This window comes from Candidatus Desulfosporosinus nitrosoreducens, assembly GCF_030954495.1.
In the GTDB taxonomy this organism is placed as follows: domain Bacteria; phylum Bacillota; class Desulfitobacteriia; order Desulfitobacteriales; family Desulfitobacteriaceae; genus Desulfosporosinus; species Desulfosporosinus nitrosoreducens.
The window spans coordinates 50,531-70,797 of record NZ_JAVHUW010000084.1 but is presented as its reverse complement, the minus strand read 5'-3'; the positions used below and the strand labels follow the sequence as shown (position 1 = coordinate 70,797).

The following is a 20,267-nucleotide window of genomic DNA, read 5'->3' as shown; positions in this document are numbered from 1 at the left end:
AACTTTCACCTTGGGCTACCCAGATTACAAGTTTCAGCCATTAAAACCTAGCAAAAGAGCAGGGCATTCTTGCAGCTGACTTAACTTCTAAACTATTCAAGCCCCACTCATTGACAGCCTTAATTCAGTTGTCCGGAAAAGTTTAGGATTAAAACTTCCTGTGATTTTCAGACAGATAGCCTTGCTTCTATTCGCTAAAGCAGAAAAATTTTGATACTATCCTGAAGTTCTGAGGACATTTTGGCTAAAGCCAAGGAGGAGCTGCGAATATCTTCCATCGTAGCGTGCTGCTCCTGAGTCATTGCCACGATGCTTTCCAAGCTTCCGGCCACTTCCTGAGGAATGTTTGCCACTTGGTTTATAGCGGTAACCATCTCATTAATCTTGGTCCCGATTTCATGCACAGCTTCCGAAGCTAAATCTGTGACTGTTGCAAAATCATTAACCCCCTGTGAAATATCCATAAAAGACCGGCTGGCCAAATCAACGCTTAAAATCCCTTCTTGGACAGCTTCCTGGCCTTGTTCAACTATATTTACCGCCTCTTTCGTCTCACGCTGAACCTCATTAATCAGAACACCAATTTGACCGGCGGCATCATTGGATTGTTCCGCCAATTTACGCACTTCCTCTGCCACCACTGCAAAACCGCGTCCTTGCTCACCGGCTCGGGCGGCCTCAATCGCGGCGTTGAGGGCCAACAAATTAGTTTGCGCGGCAATGTTGGTAATAAGGGTCAAAATAGTATTGATCTCTTGAGATTTCTCGCCTAGACCGCTCACAACCTTGGAGACGTCCGAAACTTTATTGCGAATGAGGTTCATCTGATCAATTGCTTTCCTGACAACAAGGTCGCCGGCGGCGGCTTTAGACCAGGCATCCTGAGATCCATTTCTGACCTGGTCAATATGAGAGTTGATCTTATCGATTTGCCCGGCAACCTGTTCCGAAGCCTTGCTCGCTTGTTCAAGTCCCTCTAACTTTTGATTGATATTTTGAGATACATCCGAGACAGATAAGGTAATATGCTCCGTTGCCTGACTGGCTTCATCAGCGCTGGCGGTAAGCTCTTCTGACGAAGCAGCAAAAAGTTCGGAATTACTGGCTACTCCTCCGATAATCGTCTTTAATCGTTGGCTCATGGCATTCAGATAAGTTGTCATTTCTCCGAACTCATCCCTGGAGTTGGTCGTTATCGAACTTCGCAGATCCCCGCTAACAATTGCTTCGGCAAACCGGTTGACCTTGCGAATATTGCTCACGATGAAGCGGCTATATAGTAAGATAGCCAGCGCAGCGATAATAACTGCCAAAATAACCACAATCAGCATCCGGTAAAGCAGGTTATGAAGCGGCGCCAACAGGTTATTTTCCGGTACATCGGCCGCCAAGATCCAGCCGAAATCAGGAACTTCAGCATAATAAACCCGGTGCTGTTCGTGGTTATTTGTTTGATAAACAAATTCTCCGGAACCTTTTCCCAACATAGTTTGAGCTGCAGCTTTAAGACTGGGATTGGGATCGTCGGTTATTTTAGTTTTCATAATTTTGCTGGTATCCGGATTGACCAAATAGCTGCCTTGCTTGTTGAGAAGGTAGAGGCTTCCGCCCTCGCTGATGTGAATACTGGTAATCAGCTTCTGAAGAGTTACAAAATCAAGGTCCCCGGTTACTTCACCCTGAAAGTTTCCTTGACCGTCCATAAAAGGAGCGCTGACAGTAATCATCGTTACTTTCGTCGTCGGGTCATAATAGGGGTCAGTCCAAACCGATTTGTTTTTGGTTTCCTTGCCAAGTTTATACCAGTCCTGATTAGGGTAGTCATATTGGGGCGTTGCATAATCTTCTGTGTAAATCAGCTTCCCCTGATCTTTATAAACATAAGGGCCAAAATACTTTTGATCCGGTTTATATGTATAAGGTTCATACCAAACACCGGTTCCGAAGGTCACGTCACTTGCGGTTACAACATTTGTCAGCAAACTTTTAAATTGTTCAGGAGCGAGAGATGTACCCTCAGCCTCTATTGACCTTGCCAGACTTTGTACGAGTGTATCGTGGACGGTAAGCTGTTTCTCTATATCTTGAATTGTGGAATTTAATTGAGCATTCATTTGCCCTTCAATCTGTTGATTTAATGTCGATTCGGAATAATAGTAACTAATTGAGATCATTGCAATTAAGGTGAGAAGAATACTTGGAAGTATGGTGAGCATTGTTTTTAAGCGGACCCCAGAAAAGTATTTGTACTTAGTTATATTCTTCTTATTCCTGCTCATTATTTTTCACTCCCTCAAGAATTATAGGTTGCTTGCCGGTATTTTTGCTCCTTCCTCAAATAGTCTCTCAGACTCGCTCGGGATTTCACCGCACACATTTTTCAAGCTTTATCCCCTCTGTTTCTACTTAACTTGACCTAAATATACAATATTTTTATTACGCTTGTTATTAACTCTGTGTTAAAAGATTGTTACTTCTAATTAAAATCTGTGTCAGCTTGTTTCGGCTTAACCAGCACTTCAATATTTGTTAAATCTTCCCCGCTGATAACAGTAAGGAGTATTGTCGATTTAACCTTTAATCAAAAAGCGAATACTCAAATGTTCAAGTATTCGCTCTGCTTAGGGTTTAACTCGGTATTAAATTTTCTCTTATTGCTTTAATGACCGCTTTTGTACGGCTTTTTACACTCAGCTTTTTATAAATTGCCGTCAAACGATTTTTCACAGCTCGTTCACTCAGAAACATATACCGGGAAATTGAATAGTTGGAAGCCCCTTGGGTTAAGAGAAAAAGAATCAGTGCTTCCTCTATTTCCAGGCCATAACAACTACTTTTTTCCGTCCAGGTTGACACCGGCAAATAATGATGTTCTAAAGAAGTAGACCCCCAATAAGAACTAATCCGAATCGACGTCAATAACATATTGGAATCTACATTGTTGGGCAGTACGATGACGTCATTAATGATGCTATTTATATTTATCGTGTTTAAATTGTCTGAAGGAAATAACAAGATCTTTACCTGTGGCTGTTTACGCTTTATTTGCCTATACATTTCAAGTGAATAGACCGATGTTCCAATCAGTAAAAGATCAAAAGCTGCAACCCGGGAAAGCCTGATTGTCTCCAACCAGTTCTCGCAAGAGCCGATTATTTCAATATCTTCTTCCTGCTCAAAAAGTGCAGCAATTCCTTCGCGTAAAAGAGTAAGGTGTTCCGCAATTATTAATCTTATCATTATTAAAGCAAACTCTCCTAATAGTAATAAGCTTCCTGTATGAGATAAATAGGAAAATCCCTTTATCTGTTTTTCTGCGCATAGTTTGTTATTACTACAGTTAAGTAACAAGGCAAGTCCTTAATTACAGCTTTATTATACAGTTCAAGTATTAAGTCTTAATTAACTTCGTGTAAATTTAATTAAAAATAATTTTTATGATAACTGACCGCAGGTCACATCAGAGATCATTATCAACTGACTCTAAATTCTTGGATAGCCGTTAACAGCTCTTGAGCTGTTGCGGCCAAGTCTTGAGTTGCCATAACCATGCGGTTTATAGAAGTCGCTTGTTCTCTGATATTGTCTGTGACAGATTGCACCCGTTCTACAGTGACCTGACTGAAACCGCTGATATTATTAATTGAGGCGACAACTTGTTGATTTCCTAGCGCGACTTGCTGAATTGACGTGGAAATTTCTCGAACTTGGGTTGAAACCTCTTCAATATGTCCATAGTTCGTGGCAAATGCCTGGCCGGCCGTCCCTACAATTTTAATTCCCTCTTGAACATCATTAGAGGCTTCGTTCATAGCAGATACGGCAGAGATAATATTTTCATGATTCTTAGTGATTAAAGAATTAATTTTCTTCGAGGCATCCTGAGACTGCTCAGCAAGTTTTCTCACCTCTGCGGCAACCACTGTAAAGCTTCGTCCATGTTCACCTGCCCGCGCGGCTTCAATCGCCGCGTTAAGGGCCAATAAGTTGGTTTGAGCAGCAATTCCGCTAATAAATTGCGTAATATCGCTAATCTGGTGATTACTTAATGTAAGATTATCAATAGCTTGCTGAATTCTCTCTGTCCTCTCGTTTATGACAGACATCTGTTGAACGACTTTGTCAATAGCTTGCTGCCCATATTTTGTTGTTACCGCTGTTTTGTCGGTAAGATCGGCGACGAGAATACTGGTCGCGGCAATTTGCTGGGCACTTGCTGATACTTGCTGAATGGCAACCGAGGCTTCATTGATGGAAATTGCCTGTTTCTCAGTGTCGGCTGAGGTTGCGGCCATGGTAACTACAATTTGCTCGGAAGCATTGGAGTTTTCCTTAGTGATCGACTGAATAGCCTGGGCGTTTTCCGATACCAACTGACTGGAGCGAGAAACCTCACCTACCAAATTGCGCAAAGTATCCCTCATGGTATCGAAGGCGGCAGCCAATTTACCTGTTTCATCTGTTGAATGAACTATCTGTTCGCCGACAACCAAGTTTCCCCGCTCTACCTCCTGCACACTTTTTAACATTACCTGCATCGGTTTAGCCAGGAGACGGGCTACAAACAAACCCAGCAGGGCGCTTAAGAGAACTGCAACGATGGGAAATACAAGCAGAATTCTGCCGGCCTGCAGAAAATCCTGATTATTCTGAGCCATAGTTTTTTCCATTAAATTTTCGTTGTATGAAATAAGGTAGGACAACACGATATGTATCGTATCCACATAAGTTAAAGCGTTATTGGAATAAGCGCTGTAAGATTCTTGTTTAGTTCCTTGCGCACTGATATCAAATGCCTTTTGCCGCTCATGGCGATAGTTGCTGAGGGCCTCTTTTAAGGCAGCTAGTTTTGTCGTTTCATCGGAACTGAGTTTAAGAGAGGCATAGTCATTGAGAGAGGCATCAATTGTGCTGTCTGTGTTCTTGAGATTCTTGTCAAGCTCTTGTTTGCGGATTACGTCAATGGGAGCTAAGATCATCTCCATAGACAACGCTTCCGATACCCCGGTATTAGCTCTTACCTCATTAAGGAACTTTACTGCCGATAAAGAACTTGCATACATCTGATTGTAACCATTATTTTGTTTCTGATAGTAGATATAACCTGTATAGCCAATTCCGCCCATTAAAATTGCCATAGTTACAACTAAAGAATTAATTTTATAAGCAATTTTTAAGTTGCAAAACTTCCTTAAAATAATGACTATCATTTTTAAGCTGGAGAAATATTTAAACGTTGACTTGATTTTTAATCTGGATTCAATGAACTTAAAATTACTTTTACTGTCATCTCTGTTTTTACTGTTTTTTCTTTTGTTTATTTTTTGGCCATTATCTTTAGTATTATTTCCAGTCTTAAATTTAGACCCCAAAATATTTGCTGCAAAATTAACGCTCAACTTATTCTTACTATTAATCTTCTCTTTTTTAACAACCTTCTTTGCCGATAAAATGGCTTTCATCGTTTTAATAAAACTTTTTATTTTATTTATAAGCTGTAACAATTAAAACTCCTCCATTTTTTAGTTTTGTGCTGCTCGTCATTTTCCGGCAACAACTTTTTCTCAGCCCATGAAAAATTACACGAGCACTGCAATACCCGTGAATTATCGCAACAAAAAAGAATTTCCGCCTAAGGCCTTTACTTCTTTCTTTATTTGAGCGGCTCGCTCGGAGACACGCAACGGAGTCCAGGTTTGTTCAATTGTATTGATGATAAGTCCGGCCAGAGCTACGCTTAAATTTTCTTTACCCGGTAAATTTTCAACTGACTGTTTAAATTGATTCAGGATATTAAGCGCTAGTTTTTCCAAATTCGCGGGCGGGGCGATGACAATAAAATCGTCGCCCCCAATATGTCCGATAAAGGTTTCTTGACCTGTTACATTCATTGCTTTCTGCAGAACTTCGCTCAAAATCTTGATAACGACATCTCCTTGCTGAAAACCATATAAATCGTTATAATATTTGAATTTATTAAGATCTATATATAGGAGTCCGAAGGGTACCCCCCGCTCTATATGCTGGCGGATTTCCTGGTCTATGCGCAAGTTTCCCGGCAGCCCTGTCAGTGGATTAGCTCCTTGAGCAAGCTGAATCTGTCTTTCAGAAATGGCCTTCATTAAATTTGCCACAGAAACCATGCCAATCGGCTTTCGCTGATTAGCAACGATAATGCCGTCATACAACTGAGCGTCAGAGCGTTGCATCGCTAAACTGGAGACCACTTCCAAAGGAGTTGTGTCTTCTACGATGAGTGGATTCGTATCCATCAAAATAGGAACAGTGCGTTCTAAATAAAGGGGAACACCATAGCGAGTGCCTAAAGCGGCAAAAAGCCTGTCCCGCTGCATCACTCCAACTAAGCGGGAGTCTTCCGTTATTCCTACGAGCCATTGATGTGGATGATCACGGAAATAAGTTCCAACAACGCTTACAAGGGTATTGCTTTCAAAAATAGATAAGGGTTCCACCATAGATACAATAGGTTTATCCTCGATGTATTTCAGGTGCCGTTTGGAATTTAAGATTTCTTTAACGGCAGGATTTATACTTTTGCGCACAAAGTCAGGCCTTGAAACAAAAAAGCCTTGAACATAATTTACCCCTAACTGGACTACAGTGCGCATTTCCTCTTCCGTTTCCACTCCTTCCGCAATGATCCGACAACCTATGCGCTGAGAAAAAGTGACAAAGGTCTCCAGCAAAGCCCACTTTATCGGATCAGCATGCACTCCCGAGATTAAAGATCGGTCCACTTTAAGAAAGTCAGGATGGAGCTCCGCCACAGATTGCAAAGAAGAATAGCCGGCTCCTAAATCATCTAAAGCAATTAAATAACCCTGACTGCGGTAATGATCCAGAGCATCTCTAAAGGTGGAGAAATTGTCTATGGCGCTTCTTTCCGTAATTTCAAGTACAACATTGGATGGAGCTATTCCCTTTTCATTGAGCATTTTTCTAGTTTGGCCGGAGGCAAATTCCGGGTCAACCAGGATTTGGGGGTTAATATTGAGAAAGAGAAACTCCTTGTTTTGCAAAACGCTTGGATAAGCTGTTATTGCTTGACGCCGGCAAAGCGTTTCTATGGGATAAAGCTGACCTATTTTTTCGGCAAAAGGGAAAAGATCTGAAATATTGTTAAAGCATGTGGAACCCGGAATACGAGCCAATGCTTCAAAACCAAAAATCTCACCGTTTTGAGTTTCAATGATCGCTTGAAAGGCCGTCTTTAAGTATTTGTCCGGCTCATTAAGCAGATGAGTAATTTCTTCGCGGCGGGCAAAAAACTGGGGATCAGGTTCGGATTTATTTAAAAGAAAGGCTTCTTTCACAGCCGCATAGAGCAAATAATCAGCGCTTCGATTGACTACGTTAAGACAGCGGGCAATTCCGGTACGCAGCTTGATTTTCTCTTTAACCAGTTTCCTTAATCTGTAGTTAAAACGCTCTTCCAGAGGAAGAACCCATCTTTCAACAAGCTCCGGCATTTCCCAATGTATGTTTTCTCCCGGCACAAAATAAACAACGAAATCGTCCCCACCTCTGCTTTCTGATTGAGAGAAAAGGAAGAGATTACGTTGTTTTCTGAGGGTAACGTTAATTTCATTTTCAATCTCAGCAAGAATCTCCTGGCAAATTTTATAGCCATACCTAAACTCCACTTCATGGAAGTTGACAATATCCAGATATACTACCCAAATTGTTTTATCACCCTTAAGTAGACGGTATAGTTTTTGTAGGCCTCTAACTTTTGACATAAACATTCAAAAACTCCCTTTTGCCAGCCCAACAGGAATGTTTAGATCCCCGGTAAATATGTCCCTCCTACAGAATAATGTCTGTTTGTAAAAACCTTATGAACTAAATGTAAATTTAACGTTAAATTTAGCCAACAGCTGCATATCAGGGCGCAACCGGTTAAGCCACAACAATCTTGCCTGGGCGGCCGCTAAGTTGAAGTTGCCTTTACATTTATAGAAGAAAGTATGAAAACGAAATTATACTTTCTTCCTCTATAAAAAAAGCGTGCCCTGCTTGGACACGCGCTCTTGTTCCCTGAACATGCTGTATAATTTTGCGATCACTTTTTTAACCTTATATAAAGATCTTGTCGAAGAACAGTTTAAGCAATGCTTACGGCTCTGTTTTCTCTTTTCCATAGATCCTAAATTCCAAAGTATTGTTGTTGACACTGCTGCGAATAAGAAGATAACAGCCCGAATTATTTCTGAACTTAAAATCCAACTCCGGATAAGCCACCGTTGCATCCTGACCGGGAGGGACATAGGCAATCGGCAAGCTATGACGCGCGCGTTCGACCACACTTAAGAACGGAGAGGCTAAACGAACGGCATTGTAAAGAGTACTGGAAACCTGGCAGACTCCTCCGCCCAGACCGGGCACAAACGCATCCCCTTCAATAATCAGGGCCTCCTGATACCCAGCCTCGGCTGTTCTTGGACCTACCGTCGCATTAAAGGAGAACACTTCTCCAGGTTTTAGCAATGTTCCATCGATAGCTTTAACGGCAAGTCTGATATTTACGGTGCGTCCTCTGAGGCTGGGATCAAAGCTGGTAGTATAGCTGCTTAAAAGACTATTCACTTTCACCTTCTCAAGGTCCGCTTTGCTGATAGTTGGTTTGACTGTCTTGAAAGGAACAGGAATTATGACATCATCTTTAAACGACTGTTTTTTTAGCGTCGTCATCAGGGAATCAAAGTCAACTTCTTTCCCGCTTTTTTCAGGAACTATCTGCATCGAGTTATCCCGGTTAATAGAAAAACGGGCATCCTCCGCGGGAACATTCAAAGCCGCTAAGTTTTTTCTCAAAGTCTCTTTGAGAACTTGATCATTCCATTGACAGTCGGGTTTGAAGGTAAGACCCCAGCTGGTTCGAAATTTACTGCTAGCTCTGTTAAAGATGTTTCCCTCTCGCCCGATGAGATAAGCTTGTCGGAGTGGTTCAGCGTAAGAATAAGTCAAGCCCAGCTCTGCCACTTTGATTGAAAAATTTTTCCCGCCGGATATAAAATGAACGGGGCGTCTGTAAATTTCCTTTTTCAGCTCATCAAGCTTTGACTGAGCTTCCTCAAGAGTGAGGTGCCCCAAGGGGATTTCTACACTAACCCCTGGGGCGATCTGGCCTCTATCCCAGGTATACAAAACAAGGGTAAGGGTAAAAATTCCGGTCAAAGTCATTAGCACGGCTACAATGATTAAGACTTTATGCCTTATCGATAATCTTCGAGTGCTTGAAGTATCTTTAAGGCCGGCATCTTCTTCCAACGTTAAAATTCTCCCTTCTCGCAGTAACGTTTAACTATATGCGAGGAGGGAGAAAAAGTTCATCGAATTCCGTTGGTTATTTCTGGGCTATAGGCTAAAAAGTAAAGTTCCGGTCTAATGCAGAACTATAGCTTTTCGGACAGTTGCTTTAATCTTTCTGTCGTCTGGTTAAGAGACTCAATGGAAGCTCCGATCTCTTCAATAGCTGCCGAAACTTCCTGAGTACTTCCTCCAAATTTCCCCAGCTCATCAACCATTGCGACTATGCGATCTCTAATTCCCTGGATAATTTTCCGGATTTCTTTCGCCGAGTCCGTACTGGAGACAGCCATTTTTTGAATCTCGGAGGCTACTACGGCAAACCCTCTGCCTAATTCTCCGGCCCTGGCAGCTTCTATCGATGCATTTAGTCCTAAGAGCTTAGTATCCCGGGCAACAGAGTCAATATATTGAACTACCTTTTCCGTACTTTCCGCTTTTTCGTGGATATCTTGTGACGACTCTGAGACGGCACTGCCGCTATTCGCAAGTTCTTGAGCCGATAGCGATATATTTTCAATGGCCGCCGATATTTGTTCCATAGATGATGCAAGTTCCAAAGCCGTTCCTTGAAGTTCTTCACTGATATGCATCAACTCTGTCGGAACCCCTACGGCCATTCCTCCTATAACTTCTCCATCGACAGTAATCGGATAGGCCGCTGCAAAATAGGGAATACCAAGGACTTCAGCGCCTATTTGCTGAATAAATTTCTTTCCGGTCAGGATTACATTCTGAGATGAGGAACCTGGGGCAAGCTTGCCGCCTTTTTCAACAGGTAATTTGATCCTGGTCCCTTGTTGTACTTCCAGGTACTTTTCTTTATCAAAGACTACTATTGTTCCTTTCCCAAATATAGCCTCATGAATCATAGGTACAATTTGGACAAACATCTCAATCATATAATGACCACCTTTTCTCCAGTTTTAAGTAAAATGATTAATGTCATCGTTTGCACAGCTTTTAGATTCGGCAAAACAAAATTGACTTTTAATTCTATCAATTCTCCCAATTAAGATAAAATCCTTCAAATTTTGCACTTGAAAATTTCGATATTTTTCGACTTTAAACTACTTATCAAGGCTAGCGTTAAAGCAGGAAACTTAAGAATTATAAGCAAGTCTATGGAGCAAATTTTTACTCGGGGACGATTATTTCAGTAATTATAAAGATATTCCATTTTTTGATTTTTATCTCTTTTGGGTATATAATCATTGAAAATAATGTAAACCTTTCCCAATCAACTTCATCAATAACCTAACTTACATATCTAAAATCTTATTAAAAAGGAGATTGCCATGAAAATTCTTTTTGTCTATCCCCAGTATCCGGTTACTTATTGGGGATTTCAGTATGCTTTAAAATTTGTTTCCAAGAAGGCCAGTTTCCCGCCGCTCGGCCTGGCAACCGTTGCCGCCATGTTTCCGGAAAATGATGAAAAAAGACTAATTGACCTGAATGTGGCAAAGCTGAAAGACAAAGATTTGCTGTGGGCAGATTACGTGATGATCAGCTCTATGGCTGTTCAGAGAGAATCCGCAAGAGAAGTAATTGACCGCTGCAAAGCTCTTGGCGTAAAAACAGTTGCCGGAGGACCTCTCTTTACCTCAGAGCCGGAGTCCTTTGACGACGTCGACCATCTGCTTTTAAATGAAGGAGAACTTACCATTCCCGATTTCATCCGCGATTTAAAGGCCGGCAAAGCCTTACATGTGTACACTTCCGATCAATGGGCGGATTTGCGTGAAACCCCTGTCCCCTTATGGAAACTCATCGACCAGAAGAGGTATTCAACTATGAACATTCAATATTCCCGCGGCTGCCCCTTCAACTGTGACTTTTGCAATGTAACAAGCTTATTTGGTCACGTTCCCCGAACGAAAGATACCCCTCAATTGCTTAAAGAATTAACCGCTCTTTATGAATCCGGCTGGCGGGGAGGAGTCTTTTTTGTTGACGATAATTTCATTGGCAACAAAAGAAAACTCATTCAAGATGTCCTGCCCGCTCTCATTGATTGGATGGCAGAAAAAAATTATCCTTTCGCCTTTTTAACAGAAACCTCAATCAATCTTGCCGATGACGATAAATTAATGGGCATGATGGTTAAAGCGGGCTTTAACACTGTATTTGTCGGTATTGAATCTCCTAATGAAAGCAGTTTAGCCGAATGCAATAAAACTCAAAATAAAAACAGAGACTTAATCCTCAGCGTGAAAAAAATACAACACTCCGGTCTTCAAGTCCATGCCGGTTTTATTGTCGGGTTTGATAATGACAATACCACGATATTCGACAGCCTAATTGATTTCATTCAACAAAGCGGGATTGCCGCAGCTATGGTGGGATTGCTCAATGCCCCCAAAGGAACTAAATTGTACCAGCGTTTAGCAGGAGAAGGCAGGCTCTTAAAAGGGTTTACAGGTGATAACACAGATTTCAGTATGAATTTTATCCCTAAAATGGATCGGGAGACTCTTGTCAAGGGATATCACCGGATTGTCAATACAATTTACTCTCCCAATCGCTACTATGAACGTATCCTTGTCTTTCTCCAAGAATACAACCCTATTGCCTCCTCGACGGGCCCCATAAGTTTCAATCATATTATGGCCTTCTTCAAGTCCATGATTCGTTTGGGAATTCTTGAGAAGGAGAGGCGTTATTATTGGCGGCTCATCTTTTGGTCCCTGGTTAAACGTCCTCAGGTCTTTCCTCTGGCAGTCACGCTATCTATTTACGGCTATCATTTTCGAAAAGTCTTTGAAAATGCCGCTTTAGAAAGTTGATAGCGACCCTCCTAATTGGTTAGTTACGTTAATTGTTACAAAGTTTATCAAATCCCATGGAAATGACAATGGGATATCTTTCAAACCAGACAGAAATAGCAGAATCAGGCGCGAAGCCTGATTCTGCTATTTCTGCCGTTCCGCTCTAAGGTGCTCGTCTGTGCTCCCCAATGTTCAGCAACCGAACACTCAGGGAAAAGCGCTTTTTTACATGCTTTAAAAATTTTATCCACTTAACTTAAAAGTTAAGCGGATAAAATGCCGGAAAAGCTAAATAGATCAGTTTTCCCTTCCTCATAGACCTGAGAAAACAGATACTTAAAGCCAACTTCGGATTCAGTGCATTCAAAAATATAAACGTCTTCTTGAATCTGTGAAAAAGAGTCCGGTAAGAATTTACTCGCAATCAGAATCCAGGTAAGTCCATCACGAAAAAGTGCAAATTTAACGTTGCCATTTAGAGGATCATGAAACACTAGGTTGTCGAGCTCAATATCTTTGCAAGCATGAACAAGGGTTAATATTTTCTCTTCGATGCTATCGCCAATTTCTAAAGGACTATTCTCATCTTCAGCAAGTCCTGCCATAGCTACACCCTCCGTTAAGTTTGTTCCGCCTTCGGCACTTGAGCATTTGGGCACTTTACAATTTACAGTTCATTTTAGTTACTCATACTATTATTTTCAATCTGATCTAAAAAATACCTTAAACCAAAACAAGGAACTAATATTCTCATTTTTAAAATTCTTAGCTCATTTAGTTGTTTAACACAATTAATATATTTCCACGTTTGTTCGCAAATTCCTTCCAATTCTGAAGAAATAATCCAAAATCAATGTAGAAAAGCCAAACCGTCATAACGATCTGGCTGCGGAGCTTCTCTTAGCTTTTCAATAGCTCTGTAATATCTCTAATCTAATTGACAGCCGCCTAAACTTTTAGCGCTGAGGAGATTCAAGCTTTCCTCCTCTGGCTAAAGAGGCAAAGGTGCCGATTAAGCAAAGAACAGTAAATACAATGAAACTGGCTTGCGAGCTTTTGAGAAAACTCGCAATGTAACCCGGTGAGGTAAGAGTCAAATCTTTCATGTCCAAAGACGTAATCAAGGCCACTATCGTCATGCTCAGGGTTTGCCCGAGCAATCTCATGGTACCAAGGGTAGAAGAGGCCACTCCGTAAAGCGTTCTTTCTACGGAGCTCATGACAGCATTGGTATTGGGAGATGAAAATAAGGCAAAACCCAGACCGATAAACGCAAGATTAATCACGATAAGCACAATAGGGGTATTGGCATTAAGAAAGATAAAGAAAAACAACCCCAAAGTAGTTATACCCATCCCTAACGAAGCGAGAATCTGCGAACTTATTTTATCCGATAAACGACCGGCTAAGGGAGACAGAGCAGCCATGATAATGGGTTGAGACAAAAGAATAAAACCCGACAAAGAGATATCGATTTGCAGGACATTTTGCAGATATAAGGACATCAGGTAAACTAAGGCAAAAGTAGCACTATAGTTGATGAGAGCCGCCAAATTGGAAAAAGTAAACGGTCGGTTGCTCATAAACATACGCATAGGCAGCAACGGATAAGAGATCTTATTTTCATAAATCACGAAAGCAATTAAGAGAAGTAAGCCAAGGATAAAGGCAACAATATAACTGAGGCCTTCTGAAAGATCAGATAAGCCATAAAGACAGAGCAATATACCAAGAATCCAGAGCACACTTCCCTTGGTATCAAAGCGCTCATTGTCTGCGCCGGTCCATTCGCCGGAAAGCTTCGCTAAGGTTAAGCCCAAGGCCACTAAGGCAACGATTAAATTAAAATAAAAAATCCCCCGCCAGCTTACCGTACTGCAAATAATTCCTCCCAAAACAGGCCCTAAGGAGAGACCAATATAGGTCGCCGCTGCGCTCAGACCCATTGCTTTTCCCCGTTCTTTGGCCGGAACAACAGACGTCAGAATGGCCATGGAAGTTCCAAAAATCATGGCACTGGCAATTCCCTGCAAGACTCTGAAGATAATAAAAAAAGGAAAGGAAAAAGCCAGCCCACAGCCTAAAGAAGTTAAGGCAAAAAGGAACATGCCAATAATAAAGACTTTTTTCCGGCCAACAATATCCGCCCACCGCCCAAAAGGCAGCAAAAAGGCGGCAGTCGCCAAGAGATAGCTATTCACTACCCAATTCAACCAGGATTGATCGACATTGTATTCCAGGCCAATCTGCGGAATCCCCAAATTAATAGCATTGCCCATAAAAGGAGTAATAAAAGACGTTACCATAACAATAACCATGGTGAATCTAATGATTGTTCGATTCTGTTCCACGCTCAATCCTCCCAACTAATACCTGTTTGTCGTGATCCAAAATGCAGTCATCTTTAGGTTTGTTGTTGCTTGAGACAATGGCGCTCTACTTTAAGCTCTCTGATTTTTACAGGAAACAAACTCCTCCCTTCTAGCCAGGGACTTAGCCGCTCTTGACTCACCGCTTGCCAAAGCGGGAGTCTTAGAGCGGATTAGTCAGCGGATAAATGCTTAAGTCTTACACTGCTTAACATTTGCAAAAATTCTATTCAGCAGGGCCTTCAGCTGTTTTATTTCTTCCTGACTTAAGCCCTGTAATACCTCGCCCGATACTTCATAAGCAATCGATACCAGGATATCTTCGAGGTCCCGGCCTTTATCGGTTAAGAAAATCAGAAAAACTCTTCTGTCACTGGGACTGACCTGGCGTTTGATAAGGCCTTTATGTTCAAGTTTGTCCAATATCCTTGTAAGTGTCGTCTGGTCTTTGAGGGTAATTTCGGAAATCTCCTTCTGAGAAATTCCATCGTTTTGCCATAAGCGGTTTAATATTTCCCACTGCTCAGGAGTAATATCATAAGGTTTGAATTTCCGGGTCAGATAGTTGGAAAGCTTTTGGTGAGTTCTGTTAATGATGAAGCCGGTAGACTCTTCTAAAATATATTTCATATCAGACACCTATATTCTAGTCAAATTATTCTAGTTGAAACTATTCACATTCAAACTATCTAAGTTAAAACTATCTGCATCGAAACTATTTGCGTCAAAATAATTGTATTAGCAATTAAATTATAGGCCTTTGGGAGATTTGCTGTCAAGAATATTTAGTCAATATCAATGACCTATAGGACTGGACTATTCCTATTTTAAGTATAAGAAAAAATATAATGAAAACCACAGTCATAAACAACAAGAATAAGGAAAAGGCGCCGGCATTCTGTTTCCAGTAATACCGGCGCTTTAAATTTGGGGTAGGGCAGTATGCTGCTGATACTATTTTGGCAGTTTGGCCAAATTCTTAAAGGATTCCCGTAAGTCGGCGTACAGTTGCTTATACAGTTTATAATAATCCTCATATACTTTTCGCGTGGCTAAATTGGGATTCTGAATATTTTTCTTGCCAATTAAATTGTCGCAGGCACTTTCCACCGAATCATAAATACCTGCACCCACTCCGGCTAAAATGGCCACACCTAAAGCCGGTCCCTCATCAGTTTTGACAGTGCTGACAGGACAACCGTACATATCGGCCAGCATCTGCCGCCAGAGGGAACTTCTTCCGCCTCCGCCACAAGCAATCATTTCGGCAATGGTTATGCCCATTTCTTGAAAAACATCGACACATTCACGCTGTGAAAAGGCTACGCCCTCCATCACTGAGCGAATCATGTTAGCCCGGCTGTGAGAGGCGGATAAACCGAAAAATACCCCTCTGCAATAGGGGTCGGGATGAGGAGAGCGTTCACCCATTAAGTAAGGCAGGTAAACAAGCCCCCCTGCTCCGGGCATTACTTTTTCAGCAAGCTGATCCATCACAACATAAGGATCAACACCGAGGGTTTCAGCCTCCCTCATCTCCTCGGAACAACAAGTGTCACGCAGCCATCGGAGAGACAGGCCGGCACTTAAGGTACAGCTCATCAAGGTCCATTTTCCCGGTACGGCACTGCATAAGGTATGCACTCTTCCTTTGAGATCGATGGAAACGTCCTCGGAAATTGCGTAAATCACCCCGGAAGTACCAAGCGTTGTAAAGGCATTTCCGGCTCTGACAACCCCTGTGCCCACCGCAGCAGCGGAGTTGTCGGCTGCGCCGCCCACAACAATGGTGCCCTCGCGGAGCCCGGTCAGTTCCGCCGCCCTCCTGTGCACCTTACCTGTGATATCCGGTGATTCATATAACTTGCCCAACATCGACTTTTGAATATTAAATTTAGATAAGATCTCATCGGACCAACAGCGTTTAGCAATGTCCATCAGCTGCATTCCCGAGGCATCTGACATTTCAGTTGCATATTCACCCGTAAGCATGTAACGGATATAATCCTTGGGCAATAAAATATGGGCGCATTTCTCATATAAATCGGGTTCATTGTTTTGAACCCAGAGTACTTTCGAAGCCGTAAAGCCTGTCAGGGCAGGATTCGCCGTAATTTCAATAAGTTTCTTTTCCCCAACGGCTTTATTCATCTGGACACATTCATTCGTCGTGCGCTGATCGCACCAAATGATGGAATTTCTTAATACTATTCCGTCCTTATCGAGCATCACAAGCCCATGCATTTGACCGGAGAGGCCTATTCCGGCAATCTCCGCAGCATTAATTCCGCTTTTTTGGAGCACATACCTGATACCATCACACGCAGCATGCCACCAATCAGAAGGGTCTTGCTCTGCCCAACCATTGGCCGGCTGATATAACGGGTATTCAATCGTCTTGGCACAAATTGCCCTACCGGCGAGATCGAACAGCCCGGTTTTTGTACCTGAAGTCCCTAAATCAACACCAAGTAAATATTGCATTGCACACCCCTCCTTATTAAGACGCATCCCGGCCGCGGCGATTGCTAATCGATTTTAATAACCGCTTTCACCACTTCTTGTTTATGATTGATCACAAAGTCGAAGGCTTGGGCAACGTCATCGAAAGCAAACTCATGCGTAATAATTCCGGATATGTCAATGAGACCCTGGGAAATGGCTTTTATAGCTTGAGGATAGATATTTCTGTAGCGGAATACGGATTTAATTTCCGCTTCTTTAGCCATAATCTTGGCAAAGTTATATTCAATAATATCTTGTGGGGCCATGCCGACAAGAACGATACAGCCGCCATTTTTTACGAGATAGGGAGTTTGGGCCACCGTTTTGGCAGACCCGGCAGTCTCCAGAACAACATCAACACCTTTTTGGTGTGTAAGCTTGTCGATTTCGGCAATAACATCCGCTTCCGCCGCGTTGATAACAGCCGTGGCTCCCAACTTTTGCGCATACTCAAGCCTTTTCGGAATAACGTCGACTACGATAATATCTGTGGCACCAAAGGCTTTGCAGGCAAGCAGAGTTACCAGGCCAATGGTCCCTGACCCCAGGATTACGACGGAATCTCCCAGCTTGACATTTCCTTGCTTTGCGGCATGCATGCCTACGGCTAAAGGTTCAACAAGGGCGCCTTCTTTTGTGGAAATCATTTCCGGCAGCTTAAAGGCCATAGTTTCCGGAAAGGCAATATAGTTCATCAGGCAGCCATGATAAGGCGGTGTGGCTAAAAACTCGACGTCGGGACAAAGATTGTAGCGGCCGGTTTTGCAAAATTCGCATTGCCCGCAGGTACATCCCGGCTCCAGGGCAACTTTATCTCCCACTTTTAGATGTTCGACGCCCGCTCCGACGTCTACCACTGTTCCCGCACACTCATGACCGAGAATAAAATCACCATTGACAACAAAATCCCCTATTTTCCCATGTTCCAAATAATGTACGTCCGAGCCGCAAATTCCAACATATTCAAGTTTTATGAGGACTTGTTTTTCCTTTAGAACCGGAACTTCAATTTCCCGAATTTCCAATTTATTAAGCCCTGTCATGTACGCTGCTCTGTTTAACATTTAATACCCTCCTCTGATCGTTAAAAAAGGTGCAAGCCCGTAAAAATGCCCCCCTTTGTCAACAGGACATTCATCCCTGGGGGAGAATGTCCTGTGAGCTTCAAAGAGCTGAAGCGGATTATTTCATAGCTCCGGATTTCTTTAACACATCAATGTATTGATCCACATTGTCCTTGTTCACCAGCGGGTTGCCAATATCAATGTTTATTTCTTTCTCTGCTCCGGTTAAAAGCTTGTTGCTTGAATCCAGCAGTTTTTCCGCAAGCTCGTTGGCATTTTGCAGACAGGTGGAGGTCATTCTTCCGTCTTTAATGAGAAGCATTGCCTCGGCGGTTCCATCGACACCATAGGCCAGCATATGAGCATATTTCGGATTGTCTTTTACGACTTCCAGAGCCCCGGCAGCCATATTGTCATTCATGGAAATAACGGCGTCAATTTTGTCATTGGCCTGGACCCAGTCTTCCATATACTTCATAGCTTCATCTTTGTTCCAGTTGGCAATTTGTTCGCCTACGATTTTAACATCCGGGCGTTTGTCAAAAAATTCTTTTTGCCAGCTCTTGCGGCGTTCATCGGCATGGAAATTGCCGGATGGCCCTTGCAGTACAACAACTTTGGCATTCTGGGGAACTTGGGTTAAAGCTGCGCGGGCATTGACTCCTGCCTGCTCATAAGGCTGTGCGTCTACCGAAGATGCGCCTCTGATGCCGGAAATACGGGCGTTGGTTGTAATAGCAAGAATTCCGGCGTTGACAACTTTCTCTACATAAGGCCTTTGCGATTCTCCATTATTGGGTTGAACAATAACCAGATCATATTTGTTGGTAATGGCATTTTCAATCATGGAATTTTCTTTATCATCATTCGCTTGACCATCGAAAACGTCAAGTTTAATATTGGGATATTTCTTAGCTTCGTCTTTAACTGCATTGGCAAGCCAAGCTGCGAAGGAGTCGGATTGGGCACGGGCAATATAGGCAACCTTATAGGTTTTTTGGCTGCTATCCGCGTTACTTTGCGCAGGTGCTGTGGGCTTTGCTGACGAACACCCGGCTAATAAAACAACGACTAATAAGACTGAAAGTACGCTTAATAGGGTTTTCTTCATTCTTTCTCCATCCTTCTCTCTAATAAATTTCTCTATGTCAACAGCAAGGCTTTTTAATTGAATTCGGTAACGAATGCAACGCAAGTTAAGTTTTTCTTTATAAGCCTTATCTGATAGTTTTTACCGTTTCTTTGCCCACCGCTTTCTCCTCTATTTTGCCTAACATACTGCTTGTACGGCGATTTCTCGTCCGAATATCGTAGATAACGGCCAGGGCAATAATTGTGCCCCGGACAATCTGTTGCATATAGGAATCGACATTCGTCAAGTTCATAATATTATCTAAAAATCCTACAATAAACGCGCCGGCCAGTGTGCCTCCGACCGTGCCGACTCCCCCGGAAAAACTTGTTCCGCCAATAATCGCCGCTGTCAAGGCTGTAAATTCATAATTGACAGCCCCATTGGGCAGACCGGCGTTGACGCGGGACATAAAGAGAACACCGGCAATTCCCACAAAAATGCCATTGATAATAAAGGCGGTATACTTGGTCTTATGCACGTTGATTCCCGAGGCAATCGACGCTTCTTCATTGCCCCCGACGGCATAGAGGGAACGTCCGAAACGGGTATGATTTAACAAATACCATGTGATAACGGCAATAACTACCAAAAAGATTATCGGAATGGGAATAAAGCCGATTGATCCTTGCCCCAGTACCGTAAACTTTCCCAGCTGCAGGATATTTTGCCCTTTGGTATATAAGAGGGCTATACCGCGGGATACGGTAAGCATAGCCAGAGTGGCAATAAACGGAGGTGCTTTAAAGGTACTGATCATCAGAGCATTAAGCACATTGCAGATGACCCCGGTCAGAATACCCACAGCAATTGCTATTAACAAAGAACCTGTGGCTTTGTAAGCTGAGACGGCAAAAACCCCGGACAAAGCAAGAACTGAACCTGATGACAAATCCAGCATGCCGCTGATGATAAGCATAGTTGCACTCAAGGCTAAAATAGTGGTTACCGCCAATTGCCTGGAAATGTTCGTCAGGTTGCTAACCGAAAAAAAGTTGGAATTTACCACTGAACAAACAATAAACAAGACGATAAGAATCAGATAGATGCTGTATTTTTTCTTGGCATTACTCCAAAAACTACTTCCAAGTTTCAT

The 20,267-nt window shown here is 42.5% G+C and carries 14 protein-coding genes; 1 reads left to right on the top strand and 13 read right to left on the bottom strand.

What is annotated here, in order from left to right; translation table 11 throughout:
- Positions 1-194: 194 nt before the first annotated feature.
- From REC12_RS26035 to REC12_RS26010, 6 genes are all read right to left on the bottom strand, one after another.
- Positions 195-2,279 (bottom strand): methyl-accepting chemotaxis protein, encoded by a 2,085-nt coding sequence (locus REC12_RS26035; RefSeq protein ID WP_308899287.1) that lies wholly within the window; start codon positions 2,277-2,279, stop codon positions 195-197.
- Between the two features lie 349 nt (positions 2,280-2,628).
- Positions 2,629-3,240: a response regulator transcription factor gene (locus REC12_RS26030; RefSeq protein ID WP_308899285.1), complete on the bottom strand. Its 612-nt coding sequence runs from the start codon at positions 3,238-3,240 to the stop codon at positions 2,629-2,631.
- Positions 3,241-3,473: 233 nt separating this feature from the next.
- Positions 3,474-5,504: a methyl-accepting chemotaxis protein gene (locus REC12_RS26025; RefSeq protein ID WP_308899283.1), complete on the bottom strand. Its 2,031-nt coding sequence runs from the start codon at positions 5,502-5,504 to the stop codon at positions 3,474-3,476.
- 102 nt (positions 5,505-5,606) lie between these two features.
- A complete protein-coding gene (locus REC12_RS26020; protein ID WP_374214252.1) occupies positions 5,607-7,766 on the bottom strand; it encodes a GGDEF domain-containing protein in 2,160 nt (719 codons plus the stop codon).
- Positions 7,767-8,136: 370 nt separating this feature from the next.
- Positions 8,137-9,291: a VanW family protein gene (locus REC12_RS26015; RefSeq protein WP_308899279.1), complete on the bottom strand. Its 1,155-nt coding sequence runs from the start codon at positions 9,289-9,291 to the stop codon at positions 8,137-8,139.
- 125 nt (positions 9,292-9,416) lie between these two features.
- The gene (locus tag REC12_RS26010) at positions 9,417-10,232 is read right to left on the bottom strand and encodes a methyl-accepting chemotaxis protein (protein WP_308899278.1); all 816 of its coding nucleotides are present in this window, start codon (positions 10,230-10,232) and stop codon (positions 9,417-9,419) included.
- Positions 10,233-10,628: 396 nt separating this feature from the next.
- Here REC12_RS26010 and REC12_RS26005 point away from each other — a divergent pair, with 396 nt between their 5' ends.
- Positions 10,629-12,119, top strand: coding sequence for a B12-binding domain-containing radical SAM protein (locus REC12_RS26005; RefSeq protein ID WP_308899276.1), 1,491 nt, complete (start codon positions 10,629-10,631; stop codon positions 12,117-12,119).
- 245 nt (positions 12,120-12,364) lie between these two features.
- Here the strand turns inward: REC12_RS26005 and REC12_RS26000 are convergent, their stop codons facing one another.
- The 7 genes from REC12_RS26000 to REC12_RS25970 form a co-directional block, all read right to left on the bottom strand.
- Positions 12,365-12,706 carry a hypothetical protein gene (locus REC12_RS26000; RefSeq protein ID WP_308899275.1) on the bottom strand — a complete coding sequence of 114 codons (342 nt, stop codon included), beginning with the start codon at positions 12,704-12,706 and terminating at the stop codon, positions 12,365-12,367.
- A gap of 351 nt (positions 12,707-13,057) precedes the next feature.
- Entirely contained in the window at positions 13,058-14,452 is a 1,395-nt protein-coding gene (locus REC12_RS25995) for an MFS transporter (RefSeq protein WP_308899273.1), read from the bottom strand.
- Between the two features lie 210 nt (positions 14,453-14,662).
- Entirely contained in the window at positions 14,663-15,100 is a 438-nt protein-coding gene (locus REC12_RS25990) for a MarR family winged helix-turn-helix transcriptional regulator (RefSeq protein WP_308899271.1), read from the bottom strand.
- Positions 15,101-15,424: 324 nt separating this feature from the next.
- Positions 15,425-16,954, bottom strand: a complete 1,530-nt coding sequence (xylB, locus tag REC12_RS25985) for a xylulokinase (RefSeq protein ID WP_308899269.1) — start codon at positions 16,952-16,954, stop codon at positions 15,425-15,427.
- A gap of 44 nt (positions 16,955-16,998) precedes the next feature.
- On the bottom strand, positions 16,999-18,039 hold the full coding sequence (locus REC12_RS25980; RefSeq protein ID WP_308899268.1) for an NAD(P)-dependent alcohol dehydrogenase: 1,041 nt from the start codon (positions 18,037-18,039) through the stop codon (positions 16,999-17,001).
- A gap of 118 nt (positions 18,040-18,157) precedes the next feature.
- Positions 18,158-19,150, bottom strand: a complete 993-nt coding sequence (locus REC12_RS25975) for a sugar ABC transporter substrate-binding protein (RefSeq protein WP_308899265.1) — start codon at positions 19,148-19,150, stop codon at positions 18,158-18,160.
- A gap of 106 nt (positions 19,151-19,256) precedes the next feature.
- On the bottom strand, positions 19,257-20,267 hold the full coding sequence (locus tag REC12_RS25970) for an ABC transporter permease (RefSeq protein WP_308899264.1): 1,011 nt from the start codon (positions 20,265-20,267) through the stop codon (positions 19,257-19,259).